This window comes from Massilia sp. IC2-278 (assembly GCF_020708045.1).
Classification (GTDB): domain Bacteria; phylum Pseudomonadota; class Gammaproteobacteria; order Burkholderiales; family Burkholderiaceae_D; genus Telluria.
Genome location: NZ_JAJFES010000001.1, coordinates 790,598 through 807,499, shown reverse-complemented (window position 1 = coordinate 807,499; position 16,902 = coordinate 790,598). Strand labels below are relative to the sequence as shown.

Sequence of the window (16,902 nt, the reverse complement as noted above, 5' to 3'; positions counted from 1 at the left end):
ACGCGTTCGACCATGCAGCCGCAGCGCGCCGCCTGGCCGCAAGCGCGATCCGGTCCTGCACCGCAGGCGCCAGGGTGAGGCGTGCGGACCGGAAGGTGCAGACCGGGGGGTGCGGATCAGCGCGTACGGACCAGCGTGTGCGGACTGGCACGCACAGACCGGCACGTAGGTATCGGCAGGACGGCCGCTTCAGAAACCGATCTTGCGCGCCGGCAGGGTACGCACCACGCCGCGGAAGTCGACCGTGTTCAGCGACACCGGCCGGCGCCAGATGCGGTCGACGTATTCCATCACGCGCTCGGCCTGCTGGAGGTCGAGCCCGCGCCCGTCGTGCTGGAAGTCGTGGCGCAGCTCGAGGCTGCCGTCGGGTTTCAGCAGCGTGACCGCCACCGAGGGCGCGCCATAATTGTACTTCGGGGCCAGGATCGCCTCGCGGATCGCGTGGATGTCGCGATTGGCGATCCGCGTTTCGCCGTCCTTGCGCGTTTCGTGCACGAACAGATCGAGTTCCCGCGCCAGGTCCTCGTCGAGGTAGTTGCGGACGAAGCCGAAATCGTCTTCCTCGCGCATGATGCGGCGCGCCGCGTCCAGCCCCTCGCGTTCGATGATGTGCTCCCACATGACGAAGCCGAGGTGGTAGGGGTTCAGGGACAGCGCCAGCTGCTGCCCGCCCGCATACGGCCGCACCACGTCCGAATGCGATTTCAGTGCCGCCAGGTAGAGTTCGTGCGGCAGGAAGCCGGCTTCGCGCAGCAGGCGCGCGTGCCAGTACGAGGCCCAGCCTTCGTTCATGATCTGGCAGGCGAAGATCGGGTGGAAGTAATATGCCTCCTCGCGCACGGCCAGGAAGATGTCGCGCTCCCATTCCTCGAGTTCGGCGCCGTACTGGGCGATGAACCACAGCAGATCGTGCTCGGGGTACGGCGGCAAGGGTGCGCGCTGGCGCCGCGTGTCGGGCGCGGGCGGTTCGTCCTCGCCCGGCAGGCGGGTGTAGCGGTCGCGGAAGGCACGGTCCGGCGAAGCGGCGGCGGCTGGCTCGCCCGGCACCGGTACGCCGGCCGCCGCGTCCCCGGGCCGCGCCAGATAGTCGGGATAGCGCGGCCGGTGCAGCGGCTGGTCGATGTCGATATGGGCCTCGAGCGCCAGCGCGGCGTCGAGCACGGCTTCGACCCGCTCCTGGCCATGCTCGGCCAGGGCCGCCTCCAGCCGGTGCGCGCGCGCCGCGCTCTGTTCCAGGATGTGGCCGCCTGCCATGCCCATGAAGCGCTGGAACAGCGCATTGTTCTTGGCGAAGTCCGCATGCCCCAGCACGTGGGCCGTGACCAGGGTGTTCTCGGCCAGCGAATTATGTTCGAGCATGAAGGCGCGGCAAGGGTCGCCCGGGAACATCACCTCGAAGATGCGCGAGTGCCCCATGTGCTGGCGCACCAGCTGGTGGATGTAGCGCACCCCGAACGACCAGTGGCGCATCCGCACCGGCAAGCCGTAGACGGCGATCTCCAGCATGAAGTTGTTCGGCACCATGTCGAAGTGCACGGGGTCGAAGTCCAGGCCATGCTCGATCGCCAGCTGCTCCAGACGGGCGGCATAGTCAGCCAGGCGGTCGCCGGACAAGGGCTCATCGGACGAAGGATCACCGGACAAGGGATTGCTCATGCGCGCACCTCGCCCGGGTTGGCCAGTGAACCGGCGAGCGGACCGGTGCGCAGATCGGCTTGCAGGTTGGCTTGCAAGTCGACTTGCAAATCGGCTCGCAGATCGGCTCGCGGCGGACCCAGGCCCGCGGTCCGCGCGTCGGCCGTCTCGCCAAAGAAGCGGCGCAGGGCGCGCCAGACATCGTCGGCATTCGACAGCACGCTGGCGCCCACCGCCAGTCCGCGCGCCTCGAGGTCGGTGAACAGTCGGCGCATTTCGGTATCGAGCGAGCGGGTGACGCCAGGCAGGGTTTCGACGAAGCCCATGTAGTTGAGCATGCCGGCCAGCTCCTTCAGGCTGTGGTGGGTGGCGCCGCGGTCTTCGGTAAAATTCTCTCCGTCGGAAGCGTAGAACAGGTAGAGGTTGGTTTGCCCGGCCAGCCGTTCGCGCCGGATGATGTCGAGCACCAGCCGGAATCCGCTCGAGGCGATCGTGCCGCCAATGCCGCTCACCTGGAAGAAATCGCCTTCGTTGAATTCCCAGGCCTGCGTGGTGTGGGCGATGAAGCGCGCCGCCACTTTGGCGTAGCGCCGGCGCAGGCCCTGCAGGGCGAAGAAAAAAAAGGACTTGGCCAGCTTGCGTTCGAGCTGGGTCATGCTGGCCGAAACGTCGATGACGAAGAAGATCAGCGCCGCCGTGGCCGGCCGCGGCCGGCTGACCAGCTGGCGAAAGCGCAGGTCCTCGTCGGTAAACGGAAGCGGATCGTCCTGCACGGCGCGGCGCTTGATGGCTTCTTTCAGGGTGCGGCGACGGTCCAGGCGCGAGCGCGCGCCGCGGCGGTCCCAGCCTTCGCGCACGAGTTCGGTGTCGGGAATGGCCGGGCTGGCCGCGGGCTTCAGGTCGGGCAGGCGCAGGTCTTCCCACAGCCAGTCCATGATCTCGTCGATCGAAAATTCGAGCAGCAGTTTCACTTCGCCGTCCTCGTTGCCGCCGGCGCCATCGTCGCCTTCGTCGTCGTCCTCGGCATGGCGCAGGATGTCGCCGGGTTCGCCGCGGCCCTGGCCGGCGCCGGTCTCGATTCGGCCTTCGGCCAGGCGCAGGCGCGCGTGCTCGAGCAGGCGCACCGGCACCTGCACGCTGCGCTGCTGCGGTCCGGTGATGAGGTCGGGGCCGGCGATCAGGTCGGGCAGGTGCTGGCGCACCGCCTCGCGCACCTTGTCGTTGTGGCGTAGCCAGTCGCGCGCGCCGCGCGAGAACAACTCGTACCATTCGGTGCTGATGGTGAGCGCCATGGGATGGTCCGCTCCCTCATTCCTGGGCCAGCAGCGTGGTGACGTAGTTCAGCGCTTCGCGCGCACTGTGCGCGTCGTAGCCATACTCGTCGACCAGGCGTTTCTCGACGGCCGAGATCTTGGTGCGCACATCGTCGTCGGGCCGCTTGCTGGAACTGACCAGGCGCAGCACGTCGCGGCGCCCCTCGAACAAATACTGCTGGACGGCGTCGTTGAGCTGGATGTGGCTGTCGAGTCCGAACTTGACCCCGCGCTTGTAGGCGCCCATCGCCTTGCGCACGACTTCCTGGCGGAACGACTGCTTGCCCGACTCGGAAATGTGGATCTTTTCCTCGACCGCGCGCAGGAAGCGCTCGTCGGGCCGCCGCTCCTCGTTGGTGATCGGGTCTTTCACGGTGCGGTTGTCGAGCATGGCTTCCACCTCGTCGAGGTATTTGTTGAGCAGCTCGAGCGCTTCGCCCTCGAAGGAGACAAACAGCGCCTTGTGCACGTCCTGCTTCACCCAGCGGTTATAGAAATCCTTGCGCGTCAGGACCAGGTAGTCGACCCACTTGCGCTTCTTGCGCGCCTCGATGCGGGCGTCGTTTTCGATGGCATCCTTCAGGGCCAGCAGCACGTCCATGGTCGACAGGCTTTTCTGGTTCGAACCGATGATGGCGTTCGACAGCGCGTTGATCACGAAGCGCGGCGAGACCCCGGCCAGGCCTTCGTCGGGCGCCTTTTCCTTTTCTTTGACACGGCGGATGTCGGCCCGGTTCACGCCATCGACTTCCTCGTCGGCATGGATGCGCACCTTCCTGACCAGCTCGGCCTCCTTGTCGTCGCCGTCCTGGATGCGCGACAGGATGGCGAACACCGCCGCCGCATGCAGCACGTGCGGGTCGAGGTGGACGTCGCGGAAGGCCGGCGCCGCCGACGAGATCAGCTTGCGGTAGATGCGCGCTTCTTCGCGGTAGTTCAGGGTGTAGGGCACCTGGATGATGACCATGCGGTCGAGCAGGGCTTCGTTTTCGCTTTCCTGCAAAAACTTGCGGAATTCAGCCAGATTGGTATGCGCGAGGATGGTTTCGTCGAGGTAGATCAGGGGAAAGCGCGCCACCTTGACGTTCTTTTCCTGGGTGAGCGTGAGCAGCAGGTAGAGGAACTCGCGCTTGACCTTCAGGATCTCGATCATTTCCAGCACGCCGCGGCTGGCCGCGTACACGGCGCCGGACCAGGACCAGGCGCGCGGGTCGCCTTCGTCGCCGTACTGCGCCACCTTCGACAAATCGACCGAGCCGACCAGGTCGGCCAGGTCGGCCGTGGTGGGGTCGTGCGGCGCATAGGTGCCGATGCCGCTGCGGCCGGCTTCCGAAATGAACACGCGCTCGACCGGCATGCGCATGAAGTCGCCGTCGAACCCGTCTTCCAGCCGCGCTCGGCAATGCGGACAGATGTCGCCGGCGATGTCGATGCCGTAGGTGTTGCGGCAGGCGGCACGCATGGTGTGCGGCACCAGGTGCAGCGGCGACTCGCGCACCGGGCAGCCGGCAATCGCATACAGGGCGCCGTCGTCGGTATGGCTGTATTCCTCCAGCCCGCGCTTGAGCAGGATGACCAGGGTCGACTTGCCGCCAGAAGGCGGGCCGAGCAGGAGCAGCAGGCGCCGGCCCACTTCCGAACCGGCCGCGGCCGCCTTGAAATAGTCGACCACCCGCGCCAGCGCTTCGTCGATGCCGAAGAGGTCGTCGGCGAACAGGCTGCAGCGCAGGGTGCCGCCGGCATCGTCGAGGCAGGTGGCGCGCATCATGTCCCAGATGTACTGGTGCGAACTGCGCGCGACGCGTTCCGGCGCAGCGGGCAGGATGGTGGCCAGGAAGTCGCCGAAGGTGCCGGCCCAGTGCCCGGCGCGGTGCTGGCGGGTGAACAGGTCGAGGCTGTGCAGGAAGCCGTCGTGCCCGCCGGCCTGCGCGGCGTCCTGCATGGATCCCTGCGTGGGGTCCTGGATACCGCACGCGTTCTCGCCCGGCTGCGTCACGTTTCCTCCGTCGGCTGTGGTGGAGAGATGCGGCCTGGCTGGCCGCGCGAAGCCACAGTATCGGTGTGCGCCGGGGCAGGTGGCTGAGGCGTATCAATGTGCGCGACCGAACCTCGCGGGGCCAGGCAGGCCTAATAACAAGGCACGGATGAGGGGCCCGGCGGGTATTCGCGCCCCATGCCGGGGCCTTGCGTTCGCCGCCGCACCGATGCCGGCTGCGTGCTCAGGCTAGGATGGTGCTTCAGACAACTTTGAAGGGTATGCCATGTCCACAACGAACGCTTCCGTCCAGGCCGCTGCACTGGCGGACAAGATTCGCTCGATGCGCTTTGCCATGTTTACGACCGTCGACGAACACGGCCACCTGATCAGCCATCCGATGACGAACCAGGATACCGACGCCGAGGGCGGACTCTGGTTCTACACCTCGATCCATACGCCGCTGTGGCAGAACATCGCGATGCAGCCCGAGGTCAACGTCAGCTTCGCCCAGCCCGAGGACAGCCTGTACGTGTCGATCAGCGGCACCGCCGAGCGCGTGGTCGACCGCGAGCGCATCCGTGCGCTGTGGAACCCGATGGTCCAGGCCTGGTTCCCGCACGGCCCCGACGACGAGCACGTGGTGCTGGTGCGCGTGGCGCCGCACAGCGCCGAATACTGGGATTCGAACGACAGCAAGATGGTGCGCCTGTTCCAGATGGCCAAGGCGGCCGTGACCGGCACCACGCCGGACGTCGATCCCGGCGAGCACGGCACGATCAAGCTGGATAACTGAGGCCAGCCAGGGCAGGGCCGGCGTCCGCGTCGCGGCGCTGGTCGCCGGCTGGCCGCGCCAGAACGGAGCCTCGGCCCTGCCGGAGCGCGCTGGCTTTGCCGAAAGGCCCGGACCTGCTGGAACGGACCTGGACCTTGCCGGAACCGGGCCCAGGCCTTACCGCTGACCTAAGCCTTGTGGCCGCCGGGCGGCACCGGATTCGTCTCGCCGGCAGGCGGCGCCAGGTCTTCGGGCGACTGGTTGGCGCCGCTTTCCGGCGAGCCGATCCCGGTGCCCGTACCGCCGGCCTGGCCGGAGCGGGTATCGAAGGCGCCACGGGCACCGCTGTGCATGCTGGTTTCATCCGGCTCCGCAGGGTTTGGCGCCGCGCCGGGCGCCGCCGCGGGCGTTCCATCCTGCTGCGCCGCCGCATCCCGCGCCTCGGCCACTGCCGCTTCCTCGCCGTTGCCCTGGCTTGCGGTCAATTGCTCACCGCCGTTGCCACCCGTTTCCTGCTGCGTTTCATGGCTGGGCGTTGCCCCTTCCTGGCCACTGGTCACACCACCCACGCCGATCGCGGCGCTATCGGTAGCATCATTCTGCCCCGGTCCGTTCGTCGTCCCTGCATTCATCGTCGTCCTCCCGCATCCTGGTTGCATGAATATCCGATTATGCCAAGCGCAGCGGCGGGCGCCATCGGCATCCTGGCGGCGCCGCTGTAGGACAGGACCCAAGCGTCAGCGGTAGCGCTTGTAGACGCTCGTCGTTCCATCCTTCTTCACCAGCAACACCTCGTACGGCTCGCTATGCGCGCCTTCCATGCCTGGCGACCCCATCGGCATGCCCGGTACCGCAAGGCCGGCCGCCTGCGGGCGGGTGGCCAGCATGCGTTTGATGTCGGACGCCGGCACATGCCCCTCGATCGCATAACCCTGCACCTTGGCGCTGTGGCAGGAGCCATGCTCGTCGGCGATCCCGAACTTCGCGCGGTAGTCGCCCGGATTCGCCACGTCCTGGGCCTTGACGCTGAACCCGTTCGCTTCCAGGTGCCTGATCCATTGTTTACAGCAGCCACAGGTGGCGGTCTTGTAGACCTCAACAACGGGCTGAGCGGGCTGGGCGGGCTGGGCAGCCATTGCCGGGAGTGGCTGGGCGAACAGGAGCGGCAGCAGGAAAGACAGGGCGGTTCGGGAAGGCATGGATTCTCCAGTTGACACGATGGCGCCATGAAAGCGGGGGCCGGCAAGCGGCATCCTACACCAGCTCTCCGGCAAGCCGCCATGCCCGCATTCGTAGTATCTTTACGGAAACGTATCCAACGTCGCGCAGTGCTCACCTGGAGACCCCGGCATGACCTCGCATCCTCCCGCCGGCGGCCCGGCAGCCACCGGCATCTTCCACGAGTCAAGCATCCCGAAGACCACCCCGGCGTCCCCGTTCGACGCCATCGTCATCGGCGCCGGTTTCGGTGGCATCTGCATGGGCCGGGCCTTGCTGCGCGCCGGCATCAAGCACTTCCTCATTCTCGAGCGTGCCGACGACATCGGCGGGGTCTGGCGCGACAACCGCTATCCCGGCGCGGCCTGCGACGTGCCTTCGCACCTGTATTCGTTTTCCTTCGCGCCGAACCCCGACTGGCCGCGCACCTTTGCCACCCAGGCCGAGATCCTGGCCTACCTGCGCGGCTGCAGCGTCAGTTTCGGCTTGCTCCCGCATCTGCGCGTCAAGCGCGAGGTCAATCGCGCCCGCTACGATGAAGCCAGCGCCACTTGGGAAGTGACACTCGAGGACGGCAACAGCCTGCACACGCGCCTGCTGGTCAGCGCCATCGGCCTGCTGGGCCGGCCGGCATTGCCGCGGATCGACGGCATGGACAGCTTTGCCGGGGCCGCCTTCCACTCGTCGCACTGGAACCATGCGCTGCCGCTGGCCGGCAGGCGGGTGGCGGTGATCGGCACCGGGGCTTCGGCTACCCAATTCATCCCGGCCATTGCCGGCGAGGTAAAGGAGTTGCTGGTGTTCCAGCGCTCGCCGGCCTGGCTCAAGCCGCGCGGCGACCGCGCCTACCCGGACTGGTGCAGGCGCCTGTTCCGGCGCCTGCCGCTGGCGATGCGCCTGCACCGCGCCCTGATTTATGCAAAATACGAGTCGCGCGCGCTGGCCTTTACCCGCTTCAAGGGCATGATGGAACTTGCCGTCGGCCAGCCTTTCCGGCGCATGCTGGCGCGCGACGTGGCCGACCCGGCGCTGCGCGCACGCCTGACACCGGACTATCCGATCGGCTGCAAACGGGTCCTGCTCTCCGACGACTACCTGGCCAGCCTGGCCCATCCGGCGGTGCGACTGGTCAGCGAGCCGATCCGCCGCATCGTTCCAGCGGGCGTGGAAACGGCGTCGGGACAGTTGCACGAGGCCGACATCCTCATCTACGGCACCGGCTTTACCGCCACCGAGTTCCTGGCCCCGATGGCGATCCAGGGCCGTGCCGAGGTCGACCTGAACCGGGCCTGGCGCGAGGGCGCCCAAGCCTACCTGGGCGTGAGCATGCCGCACTTTCCGAACTTCTTCATGCTGTATGGGCCGAATACGAACCTGGGCCACAATTCCATCGTCTACATGCTCGAAAGCCAGGTAGCCCACGTGATGCGCTGCCTGGATGCCCTGCGCACGACGGGTTCCACCACGGTCGAGGTCGAGCCGGCGGTGCACCACGGCTTCAACACACGGCTGCGCCGGCATCTGGACAGGACGGTGTGGAATGGCTGCCACAGCTGGTACCTCGACCGCCAGGGGCGTAACGTCACCAACTGGCCCGGCTTCAGCTTTACTTACCGCTGGCTGGCGCGGCATGCCAGCCTGGCTGCCTACCGTTTTGCCTCGCCCTTGCCGACTGAACCCGGCAGCCTGCGCATTGCCGCGCCGCCCGGACTAGGCGAACGCCTGCAGGCCGGCTTCCAGCGCCTGTTCCTGCGCACCTGCTTCCGGCCCCTGATCGGACCGCCCGCCGGCCCGCGCCTGCAACGGGCCCTGGTCGCCTGTCTCGCGCCGCTGATGCCGGGCGTGCGCGGGGTGCGGCGGGTGCGCCGCGCGCTGGGTGGAAAGCCAGCCGAAGCCGTCATCCCGCAGGGACAAGCTCAGGGACAAGGATCTGGCGCCATCCTCTACCTGCACGGCGGCGCCTTTTGCCTCGGCAATCCTGCCTCCCACCGCAGCATCACCACACGCCTGGCGCGCGACGCGGGCATCACCGTCTGGGCGCCGGATTACCGGCTGGCGCCCGAACATCCGTATCCCGCCGCACTCGACGATGCACTGGCCTGCTACCAGGCGCTGCTGGACAGCGGCACCCCCGCCCACCGGATCGTGCTGGCCGGCGATTCGGCCGGCGGCGGGCTGGCGCTGGCACTCGCCCTGACGCTGCGCGACAAGGGCCTGGCCCTGCCGGCGGGGCTGGCGCTCATCTCGCCATTGACCGATCCCTCCCTGTCGAGTCCCTCAGTCGAAGCGAACGCCCGCATCGACCCGATGGTGCGCCGTTCCTGGGTTGCGCAGGGCATCGCCTGGTACGCTAGTCCGCTTGAGGCGGGCGTCCATGCGCCGCTGACCCAGGACCTGGCGGGCTTGCCGCCGATACTCGTCCAGGTCGGGGACCAGGAAATCCTGCGCGACGATGCCTGGCGCCTGGCTGCACATGCACGCGCATGCGGCGTACCATGCCAACTCGAGGAATACGCCGGGCGCTGGCATGTATTCCACTTGCAGGCCTTCTACCTGCGCTCGGCGGCGCACGCCATCGGCCACCTGGCCGCCTTTGCCCAAGCGCGCGTGGAGGAGGCGCCCGCCGACTGATTTCGAGGACCCCATGGCCTTTTCCGCCGCCGCTGCCGCCGTCCTGCTGCTGCACCTTGCCTTCGTGCTCTTCGTCGTGTTCGGCGCGCTGCTGGTGGCGCGCTGGCCGCGCCTGGCCTGGCTGCACCTCCCGGCCTCCGCCTGGGGCTTCTATATCGAGGCAAGCGGAAGCGGCTGCCCGCTGACCACGCTCGAGAACCTGCTGCGCATGCGCGCCGGCCTGGCCGGCTATGGCGAAAGCTTCGTCGAACACTATCTGCTGCCGCTGATCTATCCCGGCAGCCTGACGCGCGAACTGCAGCTGGCGCTGGCCGCCGGCGTGGTCGGGGTCAACCTGCTCCTGTACGGCTGGATCGTCCTGCGGCCGATGTGGCGGGCGCGGCAGGGGCGGGGCCGCACGTGAACGCAGGGTAACGTGCGGGCGCGTGGCGGCCTCGGTGCTATGCTCGTCCGTAGTGCATCCGGCCCGCTGCCCGGGCCATTCCAGGAGAGATTCATGACGATGACGGTAGGCGATTTCCTTCTGCAACGACTCGACGAATGGGGCGTGGGCCGCATCTACGGCTACCCCGGCGACGGCATCAACGGCATCCTGGCCGCAATGCGGCGCCAGGACCGCATCGACTTCGTCCAGACCCGCCACGAGGAAATGGCCGCCTTCATGGCCTGCGCCCACGCCAAGTACACCGACGAGGTCGGCGTCTGCATGGCCACCTCGGGCCCGGGCGCCATCCACCTGCTCAATGGCCTGTACGACGCCAAGCTCGACCACCAGCCGGTGGTCGCCATCGTCGGCCAGCAAAAGCGCGCCTCGCTCGGCGGGCACTTCCAGCAGGAAGTCGACCTGGTCACCCTGTTCAAGGACGTGGCCGGCGCCTTCGTGCAGATGGCCACCACCGCCGAACAGATCCGCCACCTGGTCGACCGCGCCTTCCGCATCGCGCGTACCGAGCGCTGCGTCACCTGCATCATCATTCCGTCCGATCTGCAGGACGAAGACGCCGTCACCGAGCCGCCGCGCGAGCACGGCAGCATCGTCACGGGCATCGGCAGCATGGCGCGCGCCGGGGTGCCGCCGCAAGCGGCCCTGCAGGAGGCGGCCGATATCCTGAACGCCGGCAAGAAGGTGGCTATCCTGGCCGGTGCCGGCGCGCATGGTGCGGCCGACGAACTGATCGAGGTGGCCCAGCTGCTGGGGGCGGGCATCGCCAAGGCCCTGCTCGGCAAGATGGTCGTGCCCGACGAGCTGCCTTTCGTGACCGGCTCGATCGGCATCATCGGCACCCGGGCCAGCTTCGACATGATGAATGAGTGCGATACCTTGCTGATGGTCGGCTCCAGCTTCCCGTATTCCGAATTCCTGCCCGAGGAGGGCCAGGCGCGCGGCGTGCAGATCGACATCGACGGCAAGATGCTCAGCCTGCGCTATCCGATGGAGAGCAACCTGATCGGCGACGCCCAGGCCAGCCTGCGCGCCCTGATCCCGCTCCTGCAGCGCAAGGAAGAGCGCGGCTGGCAGGAGCGCATCGAAGAGAATGTGCGCAAGAGCTGGCAGCTGCTGGAAAAGAAGGCGATGCAGGAAACGCCTGAGCTCAATCCCCAGCGCGCCTTCTGGGAACTGTCGCAGCGCCTGCCCGAGGATGCCATCCTGGCCGGCGACTCGGGTTCCTCGACCTCCTGGTATGCGCTGGACATCCGCGCCCGCAAGGGGATGCTGGGTTCGCTGTCGGGCGGCCTGGCCACGATGGGCTCGGCGGTGCCGTATGCGTTTGCCGCCAAGATGGCCTATCCCGAACGCTTGGTGGTGGCGCTGGCTGGCGACGGCGCCATGCAGATGAACGGCATGAATGGCCTGATCACGATTGCCCGCACCTGGCAGCAGTGGGGCGACCCGCGCCTGATCGTGCTGGTGCTGAACAACCGCGACCTGAACTTCGTCACCTGGGAGCAGCGCGGCATGGCAGGCGAACCGAAGTTCGAAACCTCCCAGCAATTGCCCGACGTGGCGTACGCCGACTATGCGCGCCTGCTCGGGCTCGACGGCGCGCGCGTGGAACGTCCGGACCAGCTCGGCCCGGCCCTGGACGCGGCATTCGCCGCCGATAAACCCTTCGTGCTCGACATTGTCAGCGAGGCGAATATCCCGCCTTTGCCGCCCCATATCACCCGTTCCCAGGCCAAGCAATACTACGAGGCCATCGAAAAAGGCGAGCCGGAAGCCGATGCCGTTCGGCGGGCGCTTGCTCAACAGGGGTTGCCGGAGCAATAATGCGGATGTGCTGGCTTATTGTTATCGCTTTTCGCGGCTGCGTGTAAAGACGCAGGGCTGAACATGTGAACCGATTGGCGCCTGGCAGTTAAGCAGGCGCTTTCCCCCGTTCCGATGATGACCGTATCCTGTGCTCCCGCGCATGTTGCTGCATGCACGGGCGGCCAGGGTGCGCATGCGTACAAGACGAGCACGACACGAGCCGGCAAACGACAGCAGGTCTGCAGGGAAGCGGTGAGGGCGCGCCAGTGACAGCGGCGGCCTTCCAGGAGGAGACGACAATGCATAACAGGAGAACACGTAGTGAGTATTTTTAGGACGAAGAACCTCGATACCATGGTGGCGGACGCCCGCACCCCTGGCGGGCTGAAGAAGGTCCTCGGACCGATGGACCTGATCCTGATGGGTATCGGGGCAATTGTCGGCACGGGTATCTTCGTGCTGACCGGTACCGGCGCGGTCACGGCCGGCCCGGCGCTGACGCTTTCCTTCATCATCGCCGCGATTGCCTGCGGCTTTGCCGCGCTCTGCTATGCCGAGTTCGCTTCCAGCGTGCCGGTGGCCGGCTCGATCTACACCTATTCCTACGTGACCCTGGGCGAGATCGTCGCCTGGATGATCGGCTGGGACCTGCTGCTCGAATACGGCCTGGCGACCTCGACGGTTGCAGTCGGCTGGTCGGGCTATTTCCAGTCGCTGTTGAAGGGAATCGGCATCGTGCTGCCGGAAGCCTTGCGCGCCGCGCCGGGTGCGATCCCGGGCGTGAATACCATCTTCAACCTGCCGGCCTTCCTGATCATGCTGGTCCTGACCTTCATGCTCTCGCTCGGCGTGCGCGAATCGGCGCGCGTGAACAACATCATGGTGCTGATCAAGACCGGCGTCGTGCTGCTGTTCATCTTCGTCGGCGTCAGCTACGTGAAGCCGGATAACTGGCAGCCCTTCATGCCATTCGGCATGGGTAGCGTGATGAGCGCCGCCGCACTGGTGTTCTTCGCCTTTATCGGCTTCGACGCGGTGACCTCGGCGGCGGAAGAAGTCAAGAACCCGTCCAAGGACCTGCCGATCGGCATTATCGGTTCGCTGGCGATCTGCACCATCCTGTACGTGGTGGTCGCTGGCATCATGACCGGCATCGTTCCGTACATGAACTTCAAGGGCGTCGACCACCCGGTGTCGCTGGCGCTGCAATACGCCGGCCAGGACTGGGTTGCCGGTTTCGTCGACCTGGCCGCCATCCTGGGCATGAGCACCGTGATCCTGGTCATGGCCTACGGCCAGACCCGCATCCTGTACGCCATGTCGCGCGACGGCCTGCTGCCGAAGAAACTGTCGGAAGTGCACCCGAAATACGGCACCCCGTACTTCGCCACCTGGATGGTCGGCATCATCTTCGGCCTGATCGCCGCCGTCGTGCCGCTGGGCGTGCTGGCCGAACTGGTCAACATCGGCACCCTGGCCGCCTTCTCGCTGGTGTCGCTGGCCGTCATCATCCTGCGCAAGAAGCGTCCGGACCTGCACCGCGCCTTCCGTTGCCCGGGCGTCCCGGTGGTGCCGGCCCTGGCCATCATTTTCTGCGTGGCCCTGATGTCCTTCCTGAGCTGGCATACCTGGGTGGCCTTTGCCGTCTGGCTGGCGCTGGGCCTGGTCGTCTACTTCGGCTACGCCCGCCAGCGCTCGCTGCTGAACAACAGCAAGGCCTGATCATTCCAGGCTGACGTGAAAACGGCGCCCGTCAATCCGACGGGCGCCGTTTTTGTTTGTGACCTTGACCGCGATGGTCGATACGGGCAGGTTCAGGCCGCGGCGGCGACCTCGCCCAGCTCGGCCAGCGTCGCCGTCGTGACGCCGGCCTGGCGCATCTGCGCGATCGCGCGTTCGCCATCCTGCGGCTGCACATTCACCGCGCGCATCGCTTCCGGCAGGATCACGGTCTCGAAACCTTCGGTGCGGGCGTCGAGCGCCGTGTTCAGCACGCAGTAGTCGGTGGCCAGGCCGCACACGAAGACGCGGCTGACGCCGTGCTGGCGCAGGTGCTCAGCCAGCGCGGTCCCGTTGAAGGCGGAATAGGCGTCGGCATCGGCGCTGTCGGCTTTCGAGATGATCACCGTGTTGGCCGGCAGCGCCAGTTCCTCGGAAAACGCCGCACCACGGGTCTCGGCCACGCAGTGCGGAGGCCAGGGGCCGCCGCGCTCGGCGAATGAACAATGGTTTTCGGGATGCCAGTCGCGCGAGGCATACACCGGCAAGCCGAGTGCGGCAAACCTGGCCATCGCCTCGTTGACCGGCGCCAGCACCTGGTCGCCCTCGGGCACGCCCAGGCTGCCGCCGGGCAGAAAGTCGTATTGCATGTCGATGACGAGCAAGGCATCGCTGTCTTGCAGACGGATCGGATTCATAAAAGCAGGCCTCCCTGTATGGATACACATCAAGCGGACAGGGTAGCACGGCAGCGACGGGGCTGTGCCTGATGTTGGCCGAATGTTATACTGTATATGAATACAGTATTTTTGAGCCTCACCATGACAAAGTTCGCTCCCATCGACCTCGGCCCCTCACGTCCCGACACCGAAGTCCTGGCTGCCGCCGGTCCCAGCGGCCGGCTCGGCGTCAAGATGTTCCGTGTCGCGGACGACCCGATCACCGAAGCGCAAACCGACATCGAGATCGCGCGCGAGTTCATCGCCAACGGCGAACTCACCCCGGCCTCGATCGCCAATTCGCAAAAGGAACTGTTCCGCTTCCTCACCTGGTGCCGCGAAGAAGCGAAAAAAACCCTGTCCCAGCTGAACGTGGCTGACCTGAACGCCTACAAGGACTTCCTGCGCAACCCGCCGCCGGACTGGATCTCGACCACCAAGTGGCCGCGCAGCGACCCCCGCTACCGTCCGTTCAGCGGGCCGCTGTCCGACCCGAGCCGGCGCCAGGCCATGATCGCGGTCAAGGGGCTACTGGCCTTTGCCGAGCAAACCGGCTACCTGCGCCGCAATCCCGGCGCCCTGGTGCGCAACGTGCGCACGCCGATTGCCAGCCGCATTACGCGCTACCTCACGCCGGGAGCCATTGCCCTGGCCCTGGACACGGTCACCAACCGCCTCGCCGATTCGCCGGCTGCCGAGCGGCGCCGCGAGCGCGACCGCTTTCTCCTGATCGCGTTCGCCCATACCGGCGCGCGCCTGAACGAGATCGTCAGCGCCAACATGGGCGCCATCTATACCGAAGGCGGCGGGCGCTGGTGGATCGACGTGCTCGGCAAGGGCAACAAGCCGCGCCGCCTGCCGGTGCCTGACGACATGCTCGCCGCCTTCCGGCGCTACCGCGAAGCCTATGGCTTGCCGCCGCAGACGGCGCGCGTCGACCGCACCCCGCTGGTGCTGTCGAGCCGCAGCCGCGAAGTCACGCGCCTGAGCGACGAAGCCGCATCCGAGGCATTGAAGGGCATCTTCACCGAGGCCGCCGCCCGCGCGGCCCGGGACGGCGACAGCGACACCGCCGCCACCCTGCGCCACGCCTCCGCGCACTGGCTGCGCCACAGCATGCTGACCAACCACGCCAACAACGGCGTGCAACTGAAGACCCTGCAGGACACCGCCGGCCACGCGAACATCGCCACCACTGCGGCTTACCTGCATAAGACCGACAATGAGCGCCATGACGAGATCATCGCTTCTGTGACCGGTAGCGCACGCGGTTGACACCTGGACGGTCGTTTCCCCGGCGCTCAGCAGCCCGGTGATCGTTGCCCCCGGAGCTCAGCAGCCCGGTGATCGTTGCCCCCGGAGCTCAGCAGCCGGTTGATCTTTGCCCCCGGAGCTCAGCAGCCCGGCGATCAGCGTCCTGGCGCCGGACAGCTCGGTAATCAGTGGCTCGGTGACCGGTTTTGAGCACGTGAAGCCGAGTTCATCGTTGCATCGGTGACCGGCAATCCGCGTATTGAAGTCGATCGTCGCCCCGGCGAGCGGTAGTGCGCGCTGCCGGATGCCGGCGCATGTTCGCGCGGTGACCGGCAGCGCGCGCCCGGGCGCCTGTCGCCTAGTTACCGGTTACTGTGCCGAGGCGGCCGACACGCCCGTCCTCGCCATCGGCCGCATAGCGCAAGCCGATCTGCGTCCGGATCTCGTCCAGCACGCGCATGCCGGCCAGCGTCTCCTCGTGGGTCATCAGGGGATGTTCCAGCAGCCCGGCGCGCAGGGCATCGCCGGCGGCCATCGCCTCGTGCACATAGCCGTTACCCAAAAAAGGCGTGGCGATGCGGCGCGTGCTGCCATCGGCCGCCGTGACGCTGATCGCGCGCGCCATGTGGAACATGCTTTCCATCCGAATGCAACCGAGCTCGCCGGAAATGCTGAGTTCGCACGCCGTGCGGGCGCGCAGCGAGCAGTTCGAGACCGACACCGTCCCGCCCCGGTGCAGCATCGTGAACCCGGTGCTGAGATCGACCCCGGTCGGCCCCATGCGTGCCCCAGCGCGCACGCTCTCCACCGGCCCCAGCAGCGCCATGGCGATCGACAGCGGATAGATGCCGAGGTCGAGCAGCGCGCCGCCGCCCAGCTCGCGCCGGTTGACCCGGTGTTCGGGATCGCGCGTGGCGGCAAAGCCGAAATCGGCCTGCACCAGGGCGACCTCGCCGATTTCCCCGGCGTCGACGAGGCGCCGCACCTCGGCCAGGGCCGGCATGAAGCGCGTCCACATCGCTTCCATCAGGAATAGCCCGCGCCTGCGCGCCAGGCTGACGACGGCCTCGGCTTCGCGCAGGTTCATGGCAAACGGCTTTTCGCACAGCACCGGCTTGCCGGCCCCAAGCGCAAGCAGGGCATTCTGCGCATGCATGGTGTGCGGCGTGGCCACATACACGATGTCAACCTCCGGCATCGCCACCAGCGCCTCGTAGGATGGGCAGGCCGCCACGCCGAATTCATCCTCGAACTCGTCTGCAAATGCCTGGGCCGACGCCAGCGTACGCGAACCGACCGCCACCAATTGCGCGTCCGGCGTGTCGCGCAATGCCTGGGCAAAGGCGCGCGCGATACCGCCCGTACCGAGGATGCCCCAACGAATGGTCCTTGCCATGGCCGCTCCCTTTGGA

General features: G+C 67.1%; 13 protein-coding genes. 6 read left to right on the top strand and 7 right to left on the bottom strand.

The genetic code is table 11. From position 1 onward, the window contains the following. Window positions 1–189: 189 nt before the first annotated feature. From LK540_RS03495 to LK540_RS03485, 3 genes are read right to left on the bottom strand one after another with little or no spacing between them, the layout of a single operon-like run. On the bottom strand, window positions 190–1,656 hold the full coding sequence (locus tag LK540_RS03495) for a SpoVR family protein (protein WP_229435634.1): 1,467 nt from the start codon (window positions 1,654–1,656) through the stop codon (window positions 190–192). Then, complete coding sequence (locus LK540_RS03490; protein ID WP_229435633.1) at window positions 1,653–2,927, bottom strand: DUF444 family protein; 1,275 nt, start codon at window positions 2,925–2,927, stop codon at window positions 1,653–1,655. Before LK540_RS03490 ends, LK540_RS03495 begins: the two co-directional genes overlap by 4 nt. A gap of 16 nt (window positions 2,928–2,943) precedes the next feature. Continuing rightward, window positions 2,944–4,890, bottom strand: coding sequence for a serine protein kinase (locus LK540_RS03485; protein WP_229435632.1), 1,947 nt, complete (start codon window positions 4,888–4,890; stop codon window positions 2,944–2,946). A gap of 319 nt (window positions 4,891–5,209) precedes the next feature. Here LK540_RS03485 and LK540_RS03480 point away from each other — a divergent pair, with 319 nt between their 5' ends. Beyond that, window positions 5,210–5,719, top strand: coding sequence for a pyridoxamine 5'-phosphate oxidase family protein (locus LK540_RS03480; protein ID WP_229435631.1), 510 nt, complete (start codon window positions 5,210–5,212; stop codon window positions 5,717–5,719). A gap of 167 nt (window positions 5,720–5,886) precedes the next feature. Here LK540_RS03480 and LK540_RS03475 read toward each other — a convergent pair whose 3' ends face one another. Together LK540_RS03475 and LK540_RS03470 are read right to left on the bottom strand one after the other, a co-directional pair. After that, complete coding sequence (locus LK540_RS03475; protein WP_229435630.1) at window positions 5,887–6,330, bottom strand: hypothetical protein; 444 nt, start codon at window positions 6,328–6,330, stop codon at window positions 5,887–5,889. 105 nt (window positions 6,331–6,435) lie between these two features. Beyond that, window positions 6,436–6,897 carry a DUF411 domain-containing protein gene (locus tag LK540_RS03470; RefSeq protein ID WP_374041316.1) on the bottom strand — a complete coding sequence of 154 codons (462 nt, stop codon included), beginning with the start codon at window positions 6,895–6,897 and terminating at the stop codon, window positions 6,436–6,438. Between the two features lie 151 nt (window positions 6,898–7,048). Between LK540_RS03470 and LK540_RS03465 the strand changes: the two genes are divergently transcribed. From LK540_RS03465 to LK540_RS03450, 4 genes are all read left to right on the top strand, one after another. Continuing rightward, window positions 7,049–9,547, top strand: coding sequence for an alpha/beta hydrolase fold domain-containing protein (locus LK540_RS03465; RefSeq protein ID WP_229435629.1), 2,499 nt, complete (start codon window positions 7,049–7,051; stop codon window positions 9,545–9,547). Window positions 9,548–9,560: 13 nt separating this feature from the next. Beyond that, the gene (locus LK540_RS03460) at window positions 9,561–9,950 is read left to right on the top strand and encodes a DUF2784 domain-containing protein (RefSeq protein ID WP_229435628.1); all 390 of its coding nucleotides are present in this window, start codon (window positions 9,561–9,563) and stop codon (window positions 9,948–9,950) included. Between the two features lie 93 nt (window positions 9,951–10,043). After that, on the top strand, window positions 10,044–11,816 hold the full coding sequence (locus tag LK540_RS03455; RefSeq protein ID WP_229435627.1) for a thiamine pyrophosphate-requiring protein: 1,773 nt from the start codon (window positions 10,044–10,046) through the stop codon (window positions 11,814–11,816). A gap of 303 nt (window positions 11,817–12,119) precedes the next feature. Beyond that, window positions 12,120–13,520, top strand: a complete 1,401-nt coding sequence (locus LK540_RS03450; protein ID WP_374041315.1) for an amino acid permease — start codon at window positions 12,120–12,122, stop codon at window positions 13,518–13,520. 92 nt (window positions 13,521–13,612) lie between these two features. On the opposite strand, the gene LK540_RS03445 is transcribed toward LK540_RS03450, so the two are convergent. Beyond that, window positions 13,613–14,215, bottom strand: a complete 603-nt coding sequence (locus LK540_RS03445) for a nicotinamidase (protein WP_229435626.1) — start codon at window positions 14,213–14,215, stop codon at window positions 13,613–13,615. Window positions 14,216–14,338: 123 nt separating this feature from the next. Here LK540_RS03445 and LK540_RS03440 point away from each other — a divergent pair, with 123 nt between their 5' ends. Beyond that, a complete protein-coding gene (locus tag LK540_RS03440; RefSeq protein ID WP_229435625.1) occupies window positions 14,339–15,511 on the top strand; it encodes a site-specific integrase in 1,173 nt (390 codons plus the stop codon). Between the two features lie 337 nt (window positions 15,512–15,848). Here LK540_RS03440 and LK540_RS03435 read toward each other — a convergent pair whose 3' ends face one another. Beyond that, the gene (locus LK540_RS03435; protein WP_229435624.1) at window positions 15,849–16,886 is read right to left on the bottom strand and encodes a Gfo/Idh/MocA family protein; all 1,038 of its coding nucleotides are present in this window, start codon (window positions 16,884–16,886) and stop codon (window positions 15,849–15,851) included. Window positions 16,887–16,902: the final 16 nt, after the last annotated feature.

Coding starts and splice junctions, on each gene's coding strand:
- LK540_RS03495 (WP_229435634.1), bottom strand. CDS start 1,656: ATGAGCAATCCCTTGTCCGGTGATCCTTCGTCCGATGAGCCCTTGTCC.
- LK540_RS03490 (WP_229435633.1), bottom strand. CDS start 2,927: ATGGCGCTCACCATCAGCACCGAATGGTACGAGTTGTTCTCGCGCGGC.
- LK540_RS03485 (WP_229435632.1), bottom strand. CDS start 4,890: ATGCAGGACGCCGCGCAGGCCGGCGGGCACGACGGCTTCCTGCACAGC.
- LK540_RS03480 (WP_229435631.1), top strand. CDS start 5,210: ATGTCCACAACGAACGCTTCCGTCCAGGCCGCTGCACTGGCGGACAAG.
- LK540_RS03475 (WP_229435630.1), bottom strand. CDS start 6,330: ATGAATGCAGGGACGACGAACGGACCGGGGCAGAATGATGCTACCGAT.
- LK540_RS03470 (WP_374041316.1), bottom strand. CDS start 6,897: ATGCCTTCCCGAACCGCCCTGTCTTTCCTGCTGCCGCTCCTGTTCGCC.
- LK540_RS03465 (WP_229435629.1), top strand. CDS start 7,049: ATGACCTCGCATCCTCCCGCCGGCGGCCCGGCAGCCACCGGCATCTTC.
- LK540_RS03460 (WP_229435628.1), top strand. CDS start 9,561: ATGGCCTTTTCCGCCGCCGCTGCCGCCGTCCTGCTGCTGCACCTTGCC.
- LK540_RS03455 (WP_229435627.1), top strand. CDS start 10,044: ATGACGATGACGGTAGGCGATTTCCTTCTGCAACGACTCGACGAATGG.
- LK540_RS03445 (WP_229435626.1), bottom strand. CDS start 14,215: ATGAATCCGATCCGTCTGCAAGACAGCGATGCCTTGCTCGTCATCGAC.
- LK540_RS03440 (WP_229435625.1), top strand. CDS start 14,339: ATGACAAAGTTCGCTCCCATCGACCTCGGCCCCTCACGTCCCGACACC.
- LK540_RS03435 (WP_229435624.1), bottom strand. CDS start 16,886: ATGGCAAGGACCATTCGTTGGGGCATCCTCGGTACGGGCGGTATCGCG.